The 20,363-nt window shown below is 57.6% G+C and carries 15 protein-coding genes, 1 tRNA gene and 1 pseudogene; 11 read left to right on the plus strand and 6 right to left on the minus strand.

Features of this window, described 5'->3' with window-relative positions:
• Positions 1-307: 307 nt before the first annotated feature.
• The 9 genes from AC02Y0_RS05205 to AC02Y0_RS05245 all read left to right on the plus strand — a co-directional run bounded on the left by AC02Y0_RS05205 (position 308) and on the right by AC02Y0_RS05245 (position 8,386).
• Positions 308-610 (plus strand): hypothetical protein, encoded by a 303-nt coding sequence (locus AC02Y0_RS05205; protein WP_102017971.1) that lies wholly within the window; start codon positions 308-310, stop codon positions 608-610.
• 27 nt (positions 611-637) lie between these two features.
• Positions 638-958, plus strand: coding sequence for an ATPase inhibitor subunit zeta (locus tag AC02Y0_RS05210; protein WP_476382859.1), 321 nt, complete (start codon positions 638-640; stop codon positions 956-958).
• A gap of 154 nt (positions 959-1,112) precedes the next feature.
• Positions 1,113-1,475: a hypothetical protein gene (locus AC02Y0_RS05215; RefSeq protein WP_476383959.1), complete on the plus strand. Its 363-nt coding sequence runs from the start codon at positions 1,113-1,115 to the stop codon at positions 1,473-1,475.
• 193 nt (positions 1,476-1,668) lie between these two features.
• On the plus strand, positions 1,669-1,908 hold the full coding sequence (locus AC02Y0_RS05220; protein WP_476382860.1) for a hypothetical protein: 240 nt from the start codon (positions 1,669-1,671) through the stop codon (positions 1,906-1,908).
• A gap of 78 nt (positions 1,909-1,986) precedes the next feature.
• Positions 1,987-2,571, plus strand: a complete 585-nt coding sequence (gene paoA, locus AC02Y0_RS05225) for an aldehyde dehydrogenase iron-sulfur subunit PaoA (RefSeq protein WP_476383960.1) — start codon at positions 1,987-1,989, stop codon at positions 2,569-2,571.
• A complete protein-coding gene (locus AC02Y0_RS05230; protein WP_476382861.1) occupies positions 2,568-3,518 on the plus strand; it encodes an FAD binding domain-containing protein in 951 nt (316 codons plus the stop codon). Before paoA ends, AC02Y0_RS05230 begins: the two co-directional genes overlap by 4 nt.
• A gap of 4 nt (positions 3,519-3,522) precedes the next feature.
• Positions 3,523-5,721 carry an aldehyde oxidoreductase molybdenum-binding subunit PaoC gene (gene paoC, locus AC02Y0_RS05235; RefSeq protein ID WP_476382862.1) on the plus strand — a complete coding sequence of 733 codons (2,199 nt, stop codon included), beginning with the start codon at positions 3,523-3,525 and terminating at the stop codon, positions 5,719-5,721.
• A 386-nt stretch (positions 5,722-6,107) separates the two neighbouring features.
• Positions 6,108-6,197: transfer RNA gene (locus AC02Y0_RS05240), tRNA-Ser, on the plus strand.
• Between the two features lie 368 nt (positions 6,198-6,565).
• On the plus strand, positions 6,566-8,386 hold the full coding sequence (locus tag AC02Y0_RS05245) for a site-specific integrase (RefSeq protein WP_476382863.1): 1,821 nt from the start codon (positions 6,566-6,568) through the stop codon (positions 8,384-8,386).
• 423 nt (positions 8,387-8,809) lie between these two features.
• On the opposite strand, the gene AC02Y0_RS05250 is transcribed toward AC02Y0_RS05245, so the two are convergent.
• Entirely contained in the window at positions 8,810-9,223 is a 414-nt protein-coding gene (locus AC02Y0_RS05250) for a hypothetical protein (protein WP_476382864.1), read from the minus strand.
• A gap of 255 nt (positions 9,224-9,478) precedes the next feature.
• Between AC02Y0_RS05250 and AC02Y0_RS05255 the strand changes: the two genes are divergently transcribed.
• Positions 9,479-10,096, plus strand: a complete 618-nt coding sequence (locus AC02Y0_RS05255) for a hypothetical protein (RefSeq protein WP_476382866.1) — start codon at positions 9,479-9,481, stop codon at positions 10,094-10,096.
• 1,240 nt (positions 10,097-11,336) lie between these two features.
• On the opposite strand, the gene AC02Y0_RS05260 is transcribed toward AC02Y0_RS05255, so the two are convergent.
• From AC02Y0_RS05260 to AC02Y0_RS05280, 5 genes and pseudogenes are all read right to left on the minus strand, one after another.
• Complete coding sequence (locus tag AC02Y0_RS05260; RefSeq protein ID WP_476382867.1) at positions 11,337-12,140, minus strand: ATP-dependent metallopeptidase FtsH/Yme1/Tma family protein; 804 nt, start codon at positions 12,138-12,140, stop codon at positions 11,337-11,339.
• Positions 12,137-14,098, minus strand: coding sequence for an AAA family ATPase (locus tag AC02Y0_RS05265; protein WP_476382868.1), 1,962 nt, complete (start codon positions 14,096-14,098; stop codon positions 12,137-12,139). Before AC02Y0_RS05265 ends, AC02Y0_RS05260 begins: the two co-directional genes overlap by 4 nt.
• The gene (locus AC02Y0_RS05270) at positions 14,095-14,523 is read right to left on the minus strand and encodes a hypothetical protein (RefSeq protein WP_476382869.1); all 429 of its coding nucleotides are present in this window, start codon (positions 14,521-14,523) and stop codon (positions 14,095-14,097) included. Before AC02Y0_RS05270 ends, AC02Y0_RS05265 begins: the two co-directional genes overlap by 4 nt.
• A 102-nt stretch (positions 14,524-14,625) precedes the next feature.
• Positions 14,626-15,570 (minus strand): hypothetical protein, encoded by a 945-nt coding sequence (locus tag AC02Y0_RS05275; protein ID WP_476382870.1) that lies wholly within the window; start codon positions 15,568-15,570, stop codon positions 14,626-14,628.
• A 1,025-nt stretch (positions 15,571-16,595) separates the two neighbouring features.
• Positions 16,596-17,004, minus strand: a pseudogene (locus tag AC02Y0_RS05280) (transposase); the annotation flags it as partial.
• Positions 17,005-18,318: 1,314 nt separating this feature from the next.
• On the opposite strand from AC02Y0_RS05280, the gene AC02Y0_RS05285 reads away from it, so the two are divergent.
• Positions 18,319-20,199 (plus strand): polysaccharide biosynthesis protein, encoded by a 1,881-nt coding sequence (locus AC02Y0_RS05285; protein ID WP_476382871.1) that lies wholly within the window; start codon positions 18,319-18,321, stop codon positions 20,197-20,199.
• The last annotated feature ends 164 nt before the right edge of the window (positions 20,200-20,363 follow it).

Genomic DNA, 20,363 nt, shown 5'->3' on the forward strand with positions numbered 1-20,363 from the left:
ATGGCCCGACTTTTCCATATCGTCATGTGCCGATGCCTTGAAGACGCCCGAATCGCTCCCCATATGGCGATCAACCCGCTGGTCCGGGCCCCTCTGGCAAGAGCTCCCGGCGCTCTTGCGATGTCGGACCTTTTCGACACCGCTGCCGGTCCAAGGACCAGTTCATGAGACGCCACCACTCCATCTTGATTTCACCCGGCCGTTTTCCGTCTGCCGACGGGGCATATGTACGCCCCGGTGAGCCGAAGCCACGCCTGCAGACGCAGCGTGAGTTCGGCCCCTCGTCCTCGCGTCAGGGGACTGCCCGATGATCGCCGAGTGGATTGCATCGATTTTCGCCATGCTTGTCGTCGATCCGATCGAGGCCGATATCCGTCAGCGCCTCGAAGAGATGAAGGCCCCGGTCGAGGTTGTCAGCCAGGCCGGTGACTGCCTGCGCACCACAGGCCCGCAGCTTATCGATCGCGCGACCGGTGATCTCTGGTGGGCCGGCACGACCGTGGTTTCGGTTGTCAGCGGCCTGACGAGCCCGGCCGAATTGCTCGATGCGGCAAACCCGGCCTGTGCGCCGCTTGCCAGCTATCTCGTTTCCGCTGAAGCTGAAGCCTGATCCATGACCGAGGAGGAGAATCGCGCCATGCCCCTATCCGTTGTTACGACCGCCGCCCATTCCGTCCATCCGCACGAAGAGGACGGTCTCGGCAGCATTCGCGCCCGTCGTAATCTGCTCGCCGGCTACTGGGCCGGATCGTTGATCGGCTTCGCCGGTGATGACCTAGGGCGCTATGCCCGCGACCTGCACATGGTCGACCATGTGGTGAGCGGTGACGGCGATGTGATTGCACGCCTGTCGCGTGACCTGGCGACTGCCGGCCACACCTTCACCAAGGCCGATATCGAAGCAGCACTGCGTCGCTTCCATGCCCAGGCTCTGAAGGATACTGGCTGCACGGAGTGAGCCTCCTGGCTCCTCCTAAAGTTCGGCGACCGGCGGCAGTATCTGCGTCCAATTGATCCGACCAAGCACTGGCGCGTTGTATCCCGCGCCAGACGCGCTACACTCGCTCGTGTCACCATGAACACGCTCGGGGAGGAGCAATTCTATGAGACGCATGTGGCCGGAGGAACTCAGCTCTATTCTCGACGGGGCGGAGGAAGTGACGCTCGAAAGTGCGGCGCGTCAGCGAGAAGATGGTTCGCATAGCGAGGCCATTCGCCGCCAGGCGCTGAAAGTCCGGGTAACGCAAGCCGATTTCGAACGCATCTGGCCGCTCGCTGAAGCGCGCTACCGTTTGCAGGGGGCCTTCGCCGGCAAGGCGATCACGCTCATCGTCAACAATCCTCATTACAGTCAGTGGCACCCGGCAGACGGCGGCACGGTCGAGAGCGTCTCCGACAGCGGGCGGGCCTATTCGACACCCTATGTGGTGGTGCATTTCCTGCTCGATGATGTCCGCGAGACAGTCGAGGCGTAATGTCCCTGGCTGGCCGCCCGGAAGGCGGTCAGCCGCTCATCCTGCTTCCCATCATAACCTGCAGCCCTGACCGGAATTGAGCCTGCGCCTCCGAGTTGCGAAGGTAATCGCTGTCGGCATTTTCCGGTGTCATTCCTGAAAAGCTTCGGGAACAATCTGCCGTCGTCGGCCTTTCCCAGCCATTGGGAGGCGCATGATCATGCCCAGCGACATTCAGACAGAAGACGTAGCGGACCTTGCGTCCCGGCTTGAGGCGATGACCGATGATGAGGTCTTCGCTGCCATGAAATCCCTCGAAATGCGCAGCGAAGATCCGACCAGTGATCGGGATGAGATCCTGGCCAGGATCGCGCTTGTCGAGGACGAGATCGAACGGCGCTTTCCAGGGCAGCTCCTGGCACCCTATCGACAGTGGAGGACTAGCAGCCTCTGACGGAGCCGCGAGACGACCGGTTTTCTATCGAGCGGCATCCTCTTCGGCTTTGCCCTTTTGAAGCCACCTTCCACGAAAATTCCCCGTTACCATCACGCCAAAAGGCCCGCCCGCGGGTCGGCGATGCAGAGACCAGGACATTCGATGAGCCACAGCACCACGCTTTCCCTAACGGTCAATGACCAGCCTCACCAACTCGATATCGACAACAGGACGAGCCTTCTCGACCTCCTGCGCGAGCATCTCCACCTGACCGGCACCAAGAAGGGCTGTGATCACGGGCAATGCGGCGCCTGTACCGTCATGATCGACGGACGCCGGGTGAATGCCTGTCTGACGCTGGCCGTCATGCATGACGGAGACAGCGTGAAGACAATCGAAGGCTTCGGCCAGCCTGGTGACCTTCACCCGATGCAGGCCGCCTTCGTGAAACACGACGGCTTCCAGTGCGGCTACTGCACCCCGGGCCAGATCTGTTCCTCCATCGCCGTGCTGGAGGAGATCGAGGCCAACATCCCGAGCCATGTCACTGAAGACCTCACCGCCAAGGCCGCGATCACCGCCGACGAACTCCGCGAGCGGATGAGTGGCAATATCTGTCGGTGCGGGGCCTATTCCAACATCATCGATGCCATCACCGAAGTGGCGGGAACACGCACATGAGAGCCTTTACCTATGAACGCGCCTCCTCGGTCGAGGCGGCCGCAAGCTCGGCTGCGAGCAATCCAGACGCGAAATTCATCGCTGGCGGCACCAACCTGCTGGATCTTATGAAGCTTGAGATCGAGACGCCCACTCATCTGATTGACGTCAACGGGCTTGGCCTTGATGAGATCGAGGTGACCGAGGACGGTGGGCTGCGCATCGGCGCCATGGTGCGCAACACGGATCTCGCGGCGCACGAGACGGTGCGCCGTGACTATCCTCTGCTGACGCGCGCCTTGTTGTCGGGTGCGTCCGGCCAGCTGCGCAACAAGGCAACGACGTCAGGCAATCTCTTGCAGCGGACGCGTTGCCCGTATTTCTACGACACTAACCAGCCCTGCAACAAGCGTCAGCCCGGCAGCGGCTGTTCCGCCATTGGTGGCTTTAGCCGCCAGCACGCGGTGGTGGGCGTCAGCGATGCCTGTATCGCGACGCATCCGAGCGACATGGCGGTTGCGATGCGTGCTCTGGATGCAGTGGTCGAGACCGTCCAGCCTGACGGTAGCAAGCGCATGATCGCCATGGAAGACTTCCACCGTCTTCCGGGCGATACGCCTCACGTCGAGACGGTGCTGGAGCAGGGCGAGATCATCACGGCTGTGGTTCTCCCACCGCCGATCGGTGGACGTCAGATCTACCGCAAGGTCCGCGACCGTGCGTCCTATGCCTTCGCCCTGGTTTCCGTCGGCGCCGTGATCCATCCGGACGGGACGGGCAGGGTGGCCCTTGGCGGGGTTGCTCACAAGCCTTGGCGGCTTGCCGAAGCCGAGGCACAGATGCCCAAGGGCGCGACAGCGGTTGCGTCTGTACTGTTCTCCGGCGCTCGTTCGACCGAGCAGAACCGGTTCAAGCTTGATCTGGTGGAGCGCGTCTTGAGCGCCGTGATCTTGGAAGCGAGGGGCTGAGGCCATGAAATTCGATAGACCAGCCACCACGAACCCCATCGACAATCTGAAGGTCGTCGGGCGTCCGATCCACCGCATCGACGGTGCGCTGAAGGTCACCGGCCAAGCGACCTATGCCTATGAAGGGCATGAGCCCGATCTCGAGTATGCCTACGGCTACCCTATAGGAGCCGCGATCGCCAAGGGGCGGATCCTGTCCATGGACGTCGAGGCGGCGAAGAGCGCGCCCGGCGTGCTGGCCGTTTTGACGACGCTTGATGTCGGCGACCGCGAGAAGGGTGAGTATAACACCGCGACCCTCTTCGGCGGCAACAAGGTGCAGCACTATCACCAGGCTGTGGCTCTGGTGATTGCCGAAACCTTTGAACAGGCACGTGCCGCCGCGTCGCTGGTCAAGGTGGAGTACGAAGAGGAGACGGGCTCCTTCGACCTCGATGAAGCGATGAAGACGGCGGTCAAGCCGGACGAAGACGAAGAGCCCGACACCGCATTTGGCGATTTCGACACGGCGTTCCCTCAGGCGCCCGTGACGCTCGATGCGCATTACCGGACGCCAGACCAGTCGCATGCGGCGATGGAGCCGCATGCATCGATTGCGGTCTGGGATGGCGATGCACTGCGTGTCTGGACATCCAGCCAGATGATCGACTGGTGGCGGCAGGATCTGGCGACCTTCCTCGACATGGACAAGGAGAAGATCCAGCTGATGTCGCCTTTCATCGGCGGCGGCTTCGGCGGCAAACTGTTCCTCCGCGCGGATGCCGTGCTTGCAGCACTGGGTGCGAAGGCCGCCGGGCGTGCGGTCAAGGTGACCCTGCCGCGGCCTATGATCATGAACAACACGACCCACCGACCGGCCACGATCCAGCGCGTCCGGATCGGTGCTGATGCCGATGGCAAGATCGAGGCGATCGCGCATGAGAGCTGGTCCGGCGACCTGCCGGGCGGCAAGCCTGAGACGGCGGTCAACCAGACGCGGCTTCTCTATGCCGGGGCGAACCGCATGACTGCCATGCGCCTTGCAACGCTCGACCTCGCCGAAGGCAACGCCATGCGCGCGCCCGGCGAAGCGCCGGGTCTGATGGCGCTGGAAATCGCCATGGACGAGATGGCGGATAAGCTGGGAATCGATCCGGTCGAGTTCCGGATCATCAACGATACCCAGGTCGATCCGGAGCATCCCGAGCGGCCGTTCTCGCACCGGGATTTCATTGGTTGTCTGCGCCTCGGCGCCGAGCGCTTCGGCTGGCAGGGTCGCCAGACGCCAGGCTCCCGCCGCGAGGGCAACTGGCTCATCGGCACCGGCGTCGCTGCAGCGCTCCGCAACAACCTCCTTGTTCCCTCGGGCGCCCGTGTCCGGCTTTCGCCGGAAGGGCGCGTGACCGTCGAGACCGACATGACGGATATCGGCACGGGCAGCTATACGATCATTGCGCAGACGGCGGCCGAGATGATGGGGGTCACGGTCGAGGAGGTCGATGTGCGCCTCGGCGATTCCCGCTTTCCTGTGTCGGCCGGCTCCGGCGGACAGTTCGGGGCCAATTGCTCGACCGCGGGCGTCTATGCGGCCTGCGTGAAGCTGCGCGAGGCAGTCGTCAAGACGATCGGTCTCAACACCGCCGACGTGGTCTTCGAGGGCGGCCAGGTTCGCTCCGGAAATCGCACTGTTCCGCTCGCGGAGGTCGCTGGCCCCGAAGGTCTTGTCGCCGAGGACACGATGGAATGGGGCGACCTTTCGAAGACCTATCAGCAATCGACCTTCGGCGCGCATTTCGTCGAAGTCGGGGTCGACATGGCGAGCGGCGAGTGCCGTGTGCGCCGCATGCTGGCCGTCTGTGCCGCCGGGCGCATCTTGAACCCGATCACGGCGCGCAGCCAGGTGATTGGTGCCATGACCATGGGCGTTGGCGCTGCGCTTTCCGAGGAACTGGCCGTCGACACACGCCGCGGCTTCTTCGTCAACCACGACCTTGCCGGCTATGAAGTCGCCGTGCATGCGGATATTCCGCATCAGGAGGTAATCTTCCTCGACGAGACAGATCCGATGTCGTCGCCGATGAAGGCCAAGGGTGTCGGCGAACTCGGCCTCTGCGGCGTCTCCGCCGCGATCTCAAACGCTGTCTACAATGCGACCGGAGTGCGGGTGCGCGAATACCCTGTCACTCTGGACAAGCTGATTGGTGGGTTGCCGGAGGTGGCCTGAGGTAAGGGGGAGGGCTGCCAAGTGCGCGTAGGGAGCTCGTTCATCTTCAATGGCGTGGTTCGACCATCTCTAGCTTCCCAGATTGGCTGAGTCGCGCCCTAGGGCTTCGGATCTTGAAGATTGATTTGTCTATGCGTTTGGACAGGACGGTGTTCACCGCGGCTCTGCGGTCGCTCTCATCGGCTTTCTTTGACGGACCTCTTCCGCCATAGGTGAGGGATCCTATGTCGATGAACTGACACCCTGTATCGTTGAAGGAAGCAGCGCGCGGGGGAGGGCGCGGCTGTTTTCGCAGAAGAGTGGAAAAAGCGTCATATCGCTCTTGCGTGGGGGGTAAGTTGCCGCTATGAGACAGCCCGCGCCAACAAGCGCCGACCAATGTGACCGGAGAGGTGGCTGAGTGGTCGAAAGCACCGCACTCGAAATGCGGCATACTCGCAAGGGTATCGTGGGTTCGAATCCCACCCTCTCCGCCAGGTTGTAGAGCCACTCGCTAGCAGCTTTTACAGCGCCTTGAATTTAAAGGCAATTCCTCGGTTCTTCACGAATCGTTACGGAGGTAATGGCAATGCGAGTAGCGCAAGATGTACACGTCACGGTATCGCGTCCGGTAACGAATCAAGACGGTCTCTCAACCCCAGCCAGCGGTCATCTGGACGCTCATCGACAGGGCGGTCCAGGTCCTTATCTGACGCGCTCAGGCTCCGTTTACATTTTTCAGATTAGGGTACCCCGAGACCTTGCAGGCAATGCTAAGCCGAGCCTGATCCGGATCAGCATCGGGCCATGCCTGCATCGGCGGGCGCGCATTGTTGCTGATCTTCTCGCGGCAAGGGCTCGTTTGATGTTCGAAGAGCGGAGGGCGATGGCGTTGAGCAATTCAGATAAGGAAAAAGATTCGCCGCTCAACGAGGGCGATCTCGAACTTGCTACCTGGCTTGGCCAAGTCAAAGGAGAGCTTGAGGTTCTCTCGTTTTTCTTTCGCCAGCCTGTTGCTCCCATCACTCTCGAGGATCAGAGTAAACTCGCTGGGATCCGGGATCTGGTTCAAATCAGCCAGCAAGTCGAAGCAAAGGAACGGGGCGAGCCCCATTCGCCGATCGTCGTGGAAAACGCAGAAGCATTGCGTCGAACTGCTGCCGCAAAATTCAACGTTGAAGATGCTTCGTCAACGTTGCCTGCGGATGCCCCGTCCGCTCCCGCGAAGATGGCATCAGCTCCAGTTCTGGAGGAGATTAAACAAACTTCGCAGACCGCCCAGCCAGTCGAAGTTGAGCCTGTGGCTTCTGTCGCAGAGGTCATCGAGGTGTCTGGACAAGAGCCGAACTTAACCCCCGAAACAGCACCAGCAGCCATAGCAAAAACGACGTCTCTGACGGGACAAGCTGACTTGCCTCCAGCTCAGTCGACTGCTCGCGGTGTTTCCCGGACTGAGAAGATTCCCCTTGATAAATATGGGATGCCGATTTCTCTGGACAAACTGGACAGAAGGCTTGTCCACCGGGCACCCTCGGATGTGCCCAAACTCAGCGTAGTTGCGCATCAACATATCCAGAGCCAGATCGATGAAAACGGCGAATGCGAAGATGGGGATATCAAAACCGCGAGAATGCGAATTCAAGTTTTTCTTGATCTCATCGGAGACCACCCGGCGGACCGATACAGCGGCGTGGATCTTCAGGCGTTCGTCAATCTGATGGCGCATTGGCCAAAGGAACAGAAACGACGCCTTAAAAATGAAAGCGCATTTGAGACCCTTGAGCGCTCCAAGACCAATTCGTACACGCCTCTTGGGGCAAAGACCCTGCAAGACGGCTATGTCGCCGTCGTCAAGTCGGCGATCCGCTCTGGGATGACCAAGTGGGGTTATCTTGATCCATTTGCAGGTGTTTCGTTACGCTACTCCAAGGGGCATCGTCCATCTAAACCAAGTGTTCCATTAAGTTCCCAGCAGCTTAGTCGTCTCTTTAGGGAGGGCATTAACAGTGGTTACATCGACAATGCTCTTTTGCCTTTGCTCGCCCATCTCACGGGTCGCCGTCTCGGGCTGCTGACGTTTTTGACGGGCAAAGACATCCGACAGAAATACGAGAATGTGTGGGTCGCGAGCACCGATGGTGTCGTCGAGGTCGATAAAGTGTGGAAACGCGTGCCGGTTAAAACTGCGGAGAGCCTCAATTTCTTCGTGCTTCACGACTTCCTGCGGGAGATTGGCTTCATCGAATGGGCAACGCGTAAAGGTGATGAATATCTCTTTCCTGATCTCGTTCGGCTGGAGGATCCCGCCAAAAGTGCGTCTTCATATATGGGGCGCTTGTTTAAAAAGGCTGGCATTGAACAAGGTAATCGCGAAGTCTTTCACTCGCTCCGCGGCGGGAAAATCGAGGAAATGCGGGCCAACAAAATCGATGATCGGGCTCGTGTTCTTCAGGTGGGGCACTCTGTGGGAGGTGATGAACACTCGAAGTACGGGTTCTCAGTTCTTAGTGAAGACAACGCGTTCGAAATCGCGTTCGCGCCGCTCAGTGAACGGGTCGACTACTCCATGTTCAATGGTCTCGATTTCGACAAGCTTGCTCTCAACCGTCGCAAGAAAGGGCACCGAAAGCCCGTTGTCGAAGAGACAGGAACGGTAAGCAAGCGTTCGGCAAAGAAAAAATCGTAAGCCTGGTTTCAGGTCCGCATGTTGGGCATCGACGCTCGGCCACATTCTACCCTGCGTCCCGGACTGTCTTGTTAGAGTTTGCGCTTCGGACATCGGATAATGACGATGCCCCTTGCTATAGCGTGCAAACCTGGAATCTTGACTGCTCTCCCGCATTGCTAGTGAGAGGGGGCACGGCTCAGATTTCAGGATTGCCGCTAAAGCGCGCTTGGCTCAAGCTTCCCATCGCTAATCGGTCCCTCTCGAGATAGGCGCTGATCAGGACATCGACCCTCGAAAATCGATTCTTGGATAAACGCCGTTACACGGAGTAACGGGGGGAGCAGATGTAGTTGAATGGTTACGGCGTTTGTGCGCTGACATGCTTGCGCGACCAATGGACCTTTCGACAGCACAAAGTGCTGCCGAAGACTGGTCGGCAGATTACGCACCAAGATGGCGCTTTGGCCGGAAGGGGGAAAGGGCAGGGTCGTATTTTTCGGCAAGCTCCCAGAAGACCTGCTCGGCTTCCTGTTCGCTGAAGCCCTGCTTCACCAATTCCGTCAGCAAAGACTCGCACACCTTGCTGAGTGCTTTCTCGGGACGGAGACGCCCCTTGGCCGCAGTGATCATCTGCCACAGCAGCACGCGTGCCAAGTCATCACGATTTGGGCGTCGCTTTTCCCGGGATAGTTTGCGCAAATTGCTCTGTCTCCTAGCCTGATTTTCCAGCTTCTGTTTTCTTGATTTTCTCATGGTCTTCTCCTGTTTGGTTGAGCCATGAGTGTCGTCGGCGCTGATGCAAGAGACAAACGGCGTGATGTTTCGCCGGCCGATGAGCGCATACGTTTCCTGCAATGTTGGCACTCCGGAAAGCGTTCTTGAGGTCAGACTGTTCTAAGCGAAACGAGCCTGCACGTAGTGCTTCAGGATCAATAATATGTGTGATGAAATACATCGTCGAGTTCAGTTTAAAAGCTATTCTTTCATTACGATACTGAATTAATAGCAATTATGCATGAATTATATAGTTTGACATTTATCTATTTATAGTCTAATATTGATTATCAATATTGTAATTTCACTTGTTGATTTAAATTAAGGAGACGAAAAATGAAGTATAAGGTTTACGCTCAGCGCCTGAGCACAGAGGTAATGGAGCTTCCCGCTACGGATAAGTGGGAAGCGCTTAAGCTGGCCGCCGAGAAGGTTATTGAGGCAGGCGATAGCAACGTGATCCGTGTCGCGACGGTTGATGCTGACGGATGTGTCTACAGTCAGATGATACCAGAATTGCGATGGAGTGACTTTGTATCGCGCGGCCCACAAGAGGGAAGCGAGGTGTCGCAAATCGCCAGCCAGTTCCGCTTGCAGATCGTCAAGAGCTTGAAGATCATCGATAAGGTTGCATGCGACTTCTATTCGCTCTCAGACCTCGCGGCCGAGAGTAACTGCACCGAAGATGAGGCGTTCTCACATGTTGATATTGGAGATGAATATCGCACGCTGAATTGGCTTATCGAGATTGCGCGAAAAGCGCTCGATCTGCCGGAGTATCGTTTTTTGCCATCTTCAGAAGCCATCTCGGAAGGGCTGAACGACGAGGCCGTCTACGAGGAAGACTGCGACTGGTGTGGTCCCAAGCGACTGGATAGTGTTTATCCCGCACGCTTCTACCGCAATCTACCCCGATCGCATCCCGACGCATGTAAGCAGACGGAGCCCGCCTGAGCTGACCGCGAGGATCCAGTGAAAATCCCTGGATCCTCTTATGTTAACCTTTAGAAGCGCCCTTCAACCCGAACTCTGTTGTTCTGAGCCGCAGGGGCACAGTCTTTTGCACGATATTGTCGTTGTCAGCGATCTGCTTTGGGTCGACGTAACCATGAGCATGGTCAAGGTGAAGATAGACTGCCGAGTATTTGATGTGCCGAGCACGGATGCCTGCGCGTTCACAAGCCGATAGCCGACTCATTGTCCTCAGCGCCTTAGCCGATACGTTCATCGGAACCCGCCGACAGCTATCGCATCGGATCGCCAACAGGATGAGTTGTTTCCATTAAAGCGAGCGGTCGACGGCGAAATCCTATTGAGAATTCCATCTATACCCCAATCGGCTGCTTCCAGCTTCCAGCTTCCAGCTTCCAGCTTCGTGCGATGTCGGCGGGCGGCGTCATGGCCATTCTCTCTCAGCCCTTCTTCGTCAAAGGCCTTTCCAGAGGCGATGTCTTGCTCGTTCAGCAAAACACTCGTCGGCATTGGAAGCTTGCAATACGTGCCCGACAGAAACGTACGCGGTTTCGCATGGCGGGTATCTGTCCATCCAATCAACAGCAATGGGGGGTGCTCCGAGCATAGAAGGTCCAGCATCCTCTTTGTCTCACCGAGGCTTGCATCAGGCCATCCGCTTTCTGGAAGCTTCAGCTTCCACGTCCAAATCGCCGATGTGAGTCTCTGATCGGCCGAAGGCACATGACAGAAAACTTGACCGCTACCGGCTTCAGCAGAACCTGAATGAGTTCTGTCTATAGTCGAAAAGTCGTTTGCGCACGAATCGCCGAATCCTAGATAGGAATCGACTAATCCGCATTCCGAATCGCGTCAGCATAAATTGAGATAAATTGACCTGATTTGCCCGTAACGCATTCCAATTCGACTTGATGTGCGGGTGACTTAGATCGAGTTGGCTGCGAGGTATGTGACCTTGATTTAGGTTCCTGACAATTGAGGGTAGTTTCTCGAGGATAGCTGCCACGCCCATCACGCCCCCCCAATTCCTCGAAGATCTGTTGCGTCAGCGTACAGCGGGTACACATGCTCTCCCCGGCATGTGTTACGCCGTGACAGCAGGAATCGATTTTACGGAGTTTGGACACGGAAAATCTCAACTGGGAATCGCCAGATCGGTGTTTGGCAACGCGGATCTGGAATTCGGAATCGAACGGGCGCCAATCGGAATCGCGGATTCAGATCACACCGTGACCGGATCTGTCTTTTGCTCTCCTGACGACAGTGCCAGCGCTTTGCGGAACTCATCCCCCGACATGACGCCGATATCTGCCAACTGAGTGGCGATCGCGACCATAGCAGTTTTGTGCCTTGTCAGCATCTCTGCCACCATGGCCTCAGCGCGCTGAAGCCGCGCGTCAACCCGGTTTCGAAGCTCGGCGTCGTAGAGCAACTGCTGCTGTGCCTGTTCCGGCGCGAAGTAGATCAGCGGATTGACATCGGAGAACCCAAGCTGTGTTTCGGCTGCCAGCATCAGCCGCGTTGCCCTGGCCAGATCGCTGTTCGGGTCGCCACCAGATCCAGCCAGTGTCTCCCCAAAGACCAGCAGCTCGGCAGTCCTTCCCGCGAGTGATGCAGCGCAGGTGCGCATGAGCCAGTCGTCGTTCTGGGGTCTGTCATGGAAAGGCGTAAACTCGACCTGGCCGAAGCTTTGAACTGACCCGTTCAGGCTGCCACCGACGGTGACAGCGTAGACAACTCCCGTCTCAAAAAGGGTGTAAGCCATAGCATGCCCGACTTCATGCACCGCAAGCCGATAACGATGATCACCCGTGAGCCTGACGCGGGACGCCGTAAGCGCCGTCTCGATATCAGCCCAGGTGATCGGTCGCCGTTCGCGTCTCGTCTTCTGCCTGACCTCGCGCACTAGCCGCTCGATATCGGCTCCCGTTCTGCCGCAGGCCAACAGAGCCAGCCGGGACAGTGGCGCGAGATTGAGTTTCTGTTCGGTGTGTTGATGGCTCAAGCCATCTGGACATTCATTCATGCTGTGATCCTCCTGCTGCCTGACGCCTTTGCGTTCACTAGACTTTGCTCGGGACTGGAATTGGTCGCTTCCGACACAAGCTTGTCATCAGCTTGAGTGACGTCGGGTTTGTCCGGCTTCGGTGCGGTCTCAATGACCTTCGTGAGATCTGCTCCAAGGTGATGCGCGAGAATGCCTGTCAGCGCTTCGATATCAGGCCGTGGGATCTGCACATGCCGCTCCAACCGCCCGGATCGCAGGAGAGCTGGATCAAGCTTGTCCGGCAGGTTCGTTGCCGCAATGATAATCACGCCTTCGGTCTTTGCAGCCCCGTCGATGAGCTCAAGGACGCGGTTGATCAGAGATGCCCAATAATCATCGTGTTGCTTGTGACCTCGGCTATCTCCTGAAGCGCGTGATCCCAGATTGTCGATCTCGTCGATGAACAGGATGGCCGGCCGATGTTCGGTCGCAACTGCGAAGGCGGCATTGATCGATTTCAGCACGTCGCCAAGATAACTGGCTTCCAGCCAGCGAGCGACGGACGTTGCCAGCAGCGGCACCTGCAGCGTGTTGCAGAGCGCTTTTGCGAAGGTCGTCTTGCCTGTTCCAGGTGGACCGGACAGAAGCAACCGACTGCTCAGCTCACTCCAGTCCAGCAAACCCTGACGCCAGAGATCCAGATCGAGCCTGAGACTGCCTGCCCAGTCTGCCGCCTCTCCATATCCGCTGAGCGTCTCGACGCGCAACACGGCCTCGGCGTCGGCAGGTTGCGGGCGGATGACCTCGACGGACGCAGAGCCAGCGCTCTTGCGTTTCTCTTCAGGCTTTGCACCCGACCGCCATTCCGGAACGCCCGAGCTCTTCCTGCGGCCGTCGGTACTTTCGCCATCACCGCCCTCCGGATCTGACGCGCGATCGTCTCTGAGAGCCTCGAATGCGGAAATGATTTCCGCATTGGACCGCCCTGGACGCACGATCAGGGCGAGGTCATCGAGATGCAGATGATCGAGTGTCAGGCCCTTCTCCCGCATCAGTTCAAGAGACTGTTTCGGTGCAATGCCGCAGCAGATCTGCAAAAGCTCGCCCAGCAGGGTATGATCGAGCCCATGTGTCTCAAGCACAAGGTCAGCGGCGTGCATGATGATGTCGGGCAGGTCCTGATCCGTCTGATCAACCAGCAGAATCGGCGGGGGAGGCGCGCTGTTGATCGCCTCACTCAAAGCTCTGCTCAACGCTCGATCTGAGATTTTGTGAACTTCGCTCCCGGCAATTGTCTTGATCCGTTTGCGTAGTTTCCCCCGCCGCCGTTCGCTGTAATCGCAGATCCCGGCGAGACGCACGAGTTCGTCAAGCTTCAGCCATGACGGCATGATCAGCCCGTCCTCAAGAGAACGACCAAAATGGCGTTGGAAGCCTGGGACGGGTACGCGCAAGACAATGAACGGATCCGGGCGGTACAACACCGATCGCAACGCCTCCCATCCGCCAGGATGTGATCCGACAGCGCGGGCAATCAGCAGAGCCACCACAACGGGTGCGGCTTTCGGAAGCGCCAGTTGCTGACGAAGCAGCGCCAGCGCTTCACGCTCGGATGCGGCCTGGCGCTGCAGCTCCGCATCTGATCCTGACGATGACACCAATGACGACGTCGACGACATCCGAGCATCTCCAACGGAAGCGGCGGACGGCTGCTGGGACTGCCAGTGTTCCGCAAGAGTATCTGCGTGCCGGCCGGCATGGCCGAGCCTGCGGGACAGGATCTGCCTGCCCTGATCTCCGAGCGACAACAGGTGCATTAGCTCAGTAGTGGGAGCCCAGCGACTGATCATAGTTGGACCAGCACTGCCGCCAGCGTCATAAGCGAGTTCATCAAGCAAACCTGCGACAGCTGAATGTTGATAGAGATCGAGAACAGCAAGCCGTCGGATGCGGCGAAGCAGATATCGCGTCACGCGATCGGTGAGGGTTTCCATCATGCCTTCTCCTCGACCAGGGGCTTCGGGCCTTTGCCCTCGAGCCAGTCGCGGACCATCAGTCCCGTCGGATCGCCGGCCGCGCAGAGCTTTTCCAGATCTTTTCGGATCATGACAGGAAGGCTGCTTAACGCGATCGGCCTTTTACGTGTCCAGTGGATGGCCTGGCGCACAATGAAGGCGGGGTCGACCGGGAGGCTGACCGTCTGCCGCTTCTTAAACGCCCGGTATGGGATACAATTCTCGGGCGACGAGTTGCCAGGACGGGACATCAGCGCCTCGAAAGACTGCCGGGCTCGCGACGGCTTCTTAGGCGTTGTCGATGCCAGGGGCGCTGAAGAATGAGCTGTCGTTTCCGTGGCCGCTTCGGGCACCGAGGCGTGGCGGACCGGGAAGGGAATGATGATTGCTGATGGTTGTTTCGACATGACGTGTTTCCTCTGCCGCAGCATCAGAGATGCGCGGTCACAATGACGGAATGGATGGATGGATTGGGAAAGCGGCCGGCGCCGGCCGCCGGACAACTCGGCTTAGCTTAGCGCCTGTGGCCGAACAGTCGGCAGACTGGCAAACCCGATGCGGATTTCAGGTCGCTCGCCTGCTCCTGAGCCCACCACGCCGACTATTCGATCGTCACGACCAGGCGGTCTGCGCTCATCGGAAGCATGTCGCTGGGTCTCGAGCCATGGCATGGCCCCTGCCCGACGCTCATCCTCGCTCAAGTCGCGGGCTTGAGCATAGTGTTGCAGGGCCTCGCGCCAGACTTGTTCGACCGCGGTCTGGAACGACCGCCGCAGATAGGCAATCGCTTTGCCTGCACCATCGACCCCAAGCAGGTGGTCGAGATCGCTGACGGGCCAGATACCCGAGGAAGCATCGCGACTGGCGTTCTGGGCGTCGAGAATAACGACTTGGACCGCTTCGACACTGAGCCGATGATGCTCTTGATAAAGCAGATCAGGAACAGTCAGTGCGCCCGCAAGCATGCGCTTCTTCAACTCCTGCAGTCGCACGGCATCGTATGAACTGAGACTGCGCTTGACGTCGACGACATGTGCGATCTTGGTGCCGCGGTTCATGATGATCATGTCTGGCGTGTAGCCACGCCGACCACCGCTATCGGCATCGAGCGTCAGTGATGCATAATGGCGAGGATCGTTCCGCTCGACGACATCAAGAGCCGCCTTGCTGACGGGCAGACGAATGTTCTCTGTCAGCACTACAAGTTCGGGATTGAGGCCCGCGATCATCTGAATACCACGCTCGATCAGGCGACCTTCGGCCGCCGACAGACCGCGCAGCAGGCTGGAGACATCGGAAAGTCCTGAGGCAAGTGCGTCCATCAGGGCGGTCGAGCCGAAGCTCGATGTCAGTACCTGATGGCATAGTCCATCAAGCTTCGGATGCAGCACGTCTGGATCGACGGCATGCGAATAGATTGGTGCGGAAGCCGCACCGGAAACGGTGTTGGTCATGTCATGTATCCTGTTGTTGCGCGACATCAGGGCAAAAGTTACGGCCCGACTGAGGACGCCGTCCGGCGCGCTCGACCATCACAACTGCCGGCGATGTCAGAAGAGTTCGATCAGGCCTGCGGAAACGCAGACGGTGAACCGGAGCCAGCAACGGCAGAACGCCTTTCTGCCACGGCACGATCTGAACGAGGATCAACAGGATCCATGAGGGGGAGTGCTTCCATCACGGAAGCGAAGCGGTTAGGGGTCTTCATAGCCCAAGTCCTTGTCACTAAGGTTGCGGGTCAGGCCCTCGTTCGGTGTTACAGCACCTGCGGGGGCCGCTTAAGTTCCGGAGATCGTTTATTTATCCGGCACAGCCCAGACTTAGCCCGGAGATCGCTCGCCGACAAGATGAATAGAACGTATCCGGAACAAAGAGCCCTGGTATGGTTAACGGGCGCATAAATCGTTTGCCAGGAGATGGTGTATCCTCGCGATCGGTTGCGGCCAGCGAGCTTGACTGCTGTGCCTGCTCCTCGTGTTCGAATAGATGGATCATAGTCTGGCCCGTCTTGCCTATGGAGCCTCAGGCGCTCGTGAGACAGGTTTCGCCGGACAGAGTGGGACTGATCTTCATGAGATAGTAGCGCTCTATTTTGCTCGATGCTTCCAGTCGGCGCAAATGCATGTGGTTTGGGTTCGTCATCATGCAACGAGAAAACCTAGAAGTTCTGTGAGTTCCAGCTGCTGAGCGTGCGGTACTCACACATGGGACACATTGAAGCTGAATTGAACGAGGGCGCGGAGTGTTTGATGCCGTGGGATTTCGTCGGAGCGGGTGCTGGTGTCTCTTTGCGACGAGACTTGCAGGACTACGTTTGCAGATCAGGCAACAAAACCAGAGCGGCATATTGGGCGCTCTCGTGCGTGTTGTTGGCGGGTCGATTTGACCCTGACATCTGGTGCCGGCTGCTTTAGTTCCCGCGCTGGTCGTTGGAGTGATCTGTTATCAGGCATGGTTATGAGCTGTCGTCCCGCGCTGTTTAGCAGACGGGCTCAGTCGGCGTCCACGCGCAGACGATCGTCATGGTTCCATCGCAAGGGGACATCGATGTAACACAAGCGGTGGCCCCGCCTTCGGTTCTTCGACCTGCTGCTCTGGCAGGGGCCGTGATCAGGCCGCGGCACATTCAGCTTCACTTGCCGATGGCCAATGGCAAACAGACCGGAACTACTAATATGATGGAAGCCGTCAGGTACGGTTTGCAGTGGGAAACGACGGATGAATTCCTGCGCATCGAGCGTCATCAGCTTCTGGGCGGCGCCTGGGCGATAATCCCTTTATCGGGATGTGATGACGCGATCGCTGTCCATGCTGACGAGGCGGGGATTGGAGATGGCGATGCGATAGGTGTCGCGACTCATATACGCCAATACCTGCCCCGATCCTGCATGGCGGCTCGGCAGTTTGAGCCATGCATTTGGGTTGGCGGTTCGACAAGAACATACCTGGCTCATTTCCCCGGCCGACTGGGTTTAGCTTTCCGTGTGAGATCGTCGCCTATGCGGTCTGGGCCTAGTGCCGCTTCGTCCTGAGCAAGGTCAATGTCGAGGTTCCATTTGCCGAGCGCGGTCATCGTCAAGCGGGAAGCTTTGCACCCCCGGGCAACCGCGTTGGCCGCCCTTTACCAACTGCATCCGGGGGGCGGTAGCCGAAGCCTAGTGGCACATGGATGTGGTCATAGTAACTTTGGGTGGTAGAAAACTCCAGCCTTGCCGCGCCATTGACGCCGATGATGATGTTCACGACAGTTTGGTTCAAGCTCCCAGCAACATGGGGGTTTCTACGCTTCTATTCTCTGGCTTGGTCAGGCAGCAGATCACTGCGAGCGGTAGTAACGGACAAGCTGGGCAGCCACGCAAAGCCGGTCTTGACCATCGCGCTTGATGCCGATCATCGGTTGCACAAGGGGCTGAAGAACCGAATGGAAGACTTCTGACAGGCTCGGAAACGCGCTAGGAGAGCATGGGTCGCTGTAAATGGGCCGCAGTCGCAGCGCTTCCTGTCCGCCCGCACCAAGCCAACATGATTTTCTATTCCCGCCGCTTTACACTCACCGCCATCTCATGACGTCACTGTCGGACTTGCATTCAGCCTGTGGGCCGAGTAAATCGCTGAACAGACACCCTGACGCTCGTGCAACAGAGGCATCTCCACCCACCGGCAAGCAACTTGGCAATGCCTTATTGGGGTTATGTGGAATCGGACATATCCCTTGATCTCAAACGGTTGCCTGATATCCGAAGTGTTGTCCACGTATCAAAGCCGTTTCGGTGGTGCTCCCGACTATACGTATGGATTAGTCGAGGGCCAAGGCAGGCCCGAGTCGCCAGTGCCCGGCTTTTGATCATGCATGTCCTTGCATCACCGAGCGCGGAGCAACACGCAAAAAGTTAATGAATGTATTTTGCGCTATGCAATCCGATTCCGCCTCATCATGTGCTAGGGACGGCACTTCCTCATGGGGCCGTCGACAGCCACTTGTAAGCAGGTTGTGCATCTAGAGCGGATGCAATTGGCCAAAGCAGGGGAACGTGAGTTAAGACATAGACTGTTGCAACGTCCCAATTGCGGTGTATGCGATACTCGCGCCTGAAATCCAAGCGGCATCTTGGGGTGCCTAAACTTCAGTCTTAAACTAGGTGAATATGAAAGACGCTCTCTTCTTAAGACTCTTGGAGATGTCGAGGATACGGAAGCGCGTGATGGCGCTCGTCGTTGACGCCGCACTTTGCGCTTTAACAGTTTGGCTTGCGTTCTGCCTGCGACTTGACGCTTGGGTTACACTTTCCGGTATGCAGTGGCTCGCCATCGCAGCGTCAATCGCGATTGCCATCCCTATCTTCATCAGATTCGGCTTTTACAGAGCTATCTTCCGTTTTATCGGTTGGTCAGCATTTTTCGCTATCATTAAGGCGGTCTCGCTCTATGGTTTGATCTATCTGACTATATTTACAACCATAAGCATTCCCGGCATTCCTAGATCCGTAGGCATTCTTCAGCCTCTACTCTTGCTAATTGCCGTCGGAATGTCTCGTCTCGTCGTTCGTTATCTTCTTGGTGAAACCTATCGACGGAGACTCAGCGGCGCAGCCCAGACCAACGTCATCATCTATGGTGCAGGTTCGGTAGGGCGGCAATTGGCGAGCGCATTGGAGAGCTCAGGGGAGCAGAGGGTCGCCGGTTTTCTTGATGACGATAACAGTCTGCATGGCTCGCTGATCAATGGTATTCGCGTCTATAACCGTGCTGACCTCAGCGTTCTGGTCGCGAGTTGTAACGTAAAAACGGTCCTGTTAGCGCTGCCGAATTTGAAAGCATCAAGGCGCAACGAAATCATTGAATCCCTTCGGGGTGAACGCGTTGCGGTGCGTCTAGCGCCAAACATAAGCGAAATTGCAAAAGGAAAACTTGATGCGGCGGCATTCCTGGATCTGGATGTTCATGATCTTCTCGGTCGAGAGCCGGTTCAACCTGATCGCGAATTATTAGAGCGAAATGTCAAAGGTAAGAACGTATTGGTGACCGGTGCGGGCGGATCTATCGGTAGTGAGCTCTGCCGGCAGATTATGGTTCTAGGTCCAGAAAAGCTGCTCCTTGTCGAGCAGAGCGAATATGCACTCTACTCCATTCACTCCGAGTTGCTCCGGCAGTATCCCGCCGCTGAAATGCGCATCATACCGATACTAGCCTCGGTGCGGGACGAACGACGTATAGGTGACATTCTTGCGAGCTGGAAGGTTGCTACAATTTACCACGCCGCAGCTTACAAGCATGTGCCCTTAGTCGAGCACAATGCGATCGAAGGAGTTCGCAACAATGTTTTTGGCACTTTGGTTGTTGCCAAGGCGTCGTTGGCTGCCGGCATCGACAACTTCGTACTCGTAAGCACAGATAAGGCGGTGCGTCCTGCCAACATCATGGGAGCGAGCAAGAGACTTGCGGAGATGGTCTTACAAGCGCTTGCGCAAACAATGCCAACGACTAAGTTCTCCATGGTTCGTTTTGGCAACGTGCTAGGATCGTCGGGCTCGGTTGTGCCACTTTTCCGTGATCAGATTCGTGGCGGAGGCCCAATCACTCTGACCCATCCAGATATAACGCGTTTCTTCATGACCATACCGGAAGCGGCGCAGCTCGTGATACAAGCCGGCGCTATGGCCGAGGGTGGCGATCTTTTCGTACTGGATATGGGAGAGCCGGTCAGGATCATTGATTTGGCGCGGCGAATGGTGGAGCTCTCGGGCTTAACAGTTAAAGATGGTACAAACCCGGACGGTGATATCTTGTTCGTTACCACCGGACTTCGCCCGGCAGAAAAACTCTTTGAAGAGCTGCTGATCGGTGAAAACCCTACACCGAGTCAGCATGACCGGATTATGCGAGCGCGAGAGGATTTTATCCCATGGCAAATACTGCAAACTCATTTAGAGGGCCTTGATCGACTGATGGACAAGGGGGATGTAAAGGGATTAAGAGCCCAACTTGAATTGCTTGTATCGGGTTATTCTCCCTCGGAGAAAATTCATGATCTCCTCTCGATGCGGCGTGAAGAGGTATTGAAGTCAGACGAACTTATGCGATGAGAATCGGTGATGAGCGCACAATACAAAGCTGTGAGGCTGCCTTCATGATAAAAGCTGCGGCCTTCTCCAGCTGCGGTATTCCGGTGGAAGGCGGCGCGCGCCAGTTGACTGCCGCTGATGGCTTTCTTGTAAGGCTACGCCTAAGTTCTCGCTCTCCGACCGTT

This window comes from Allorhizobium sp. nf9_anc (genome assembly GCF_056323085.1).

What these genes read in the sequence shown, in the direction of transcription:
- AC02Y0_RS05205 (WP_102017971.1), top strand. Translation starts at nt 308, where the DNA reads ATGATCGCCGAGTGGATTGCATCGATTTTCGCCATGCTTGTCGTCGAT.
- AC02Y0_RS05210 (WP_476382859.1), top strand. Translation starts at nt 638, where the DNA reads ATGCCCCTATCCGTTGTTACGACCGCCGCCCATTCCGTCCATCCGCAC.
- AC02Y0_RS05215 (WP_476383959.1), top strand. Translation starts at nt 1,113, where the DNA reads ATGTGGCCGGAGGAACTCAGCTCTATTCTCGACGGGGCGGAGGAAGTG.
- AC02Y0_RS05220 (WP_476382860.1), top strand. Translation starts at nt 1,669, where the DNA reads ATGATCATGCCCAGCGACATTCAGACAGAAGACGTAGCGGACCTTGCG.
- AC02Y0_RS05230 (WP_476382861.1), top strand. Translation starts at nt 2,568, where the DNA reads ATGAGAGCCTTTACCTATGAACGCGCCTCCTCGGTCGAGGCGGCCGCA.
- paoC (WP_476382862.1), top strand. Translation starts at nt 3,523, where the DNA reads ATGAAATTCGATAGACCAGCCACCACGAACCCCATCGACAATCTGAAG.
- AC02Y0_RS05245 (WP_476382863.1), top strand. Translation starts at nt 6,566, where the DNA reads ATGTTCGAAGAGCGGAGGGCGATGGCGTTGAGCAATTCAGATAAGGAA.
- AC02Y0_RS05255 (WP_476382866.1), top strand. Translation starts at nt 9,479, where the DNA reads ATGAAGTATAAGGTTTACGCTCAGCGCCTGAGCACAGAGGTAATGGAG.
- AC02Y0_RS05260 (WP_476382867.1), bottom strand. Translation starts at nt 12,140, where the DNA reads ATGAATGAATGTCCAGATGGCTTGAGCCATCAACACACCGAACAGAAA.
- AC02Y0_RS05265 (WP_476382868.1), bottom strand. Translation starts at nt 14,098, where the DNA reads ATGATGGAAACCCTCACCGATCGCGTGACGCGATATCTGCTTCGCCGC.
- AC02Y0_RS05270 (WP_476382869.1), bottom strand. Translation starts at nt 14,523, where the DNA reads ATGTCGAAACAACCATCAGCAATCATCATTCCCTTCCCGGTCCGCCAC.
- AC02Y0_RS05275 (WP_476382870.1), bottom strand. Translation starts at nt 15,570, where the DNA reads ATGACCAACACCGTTTCCGGTGCGGCTTCCGCACCAATCTATTCGCAT.
- AC02Y0_RS05285 (WP_476382871.1), top strand. Translation starts at nt 18,319, where the DNA reads ATGGCGCTCGTCGTTGACGCCGCACTTTGCGCTTTAACAGTTTGGCTT.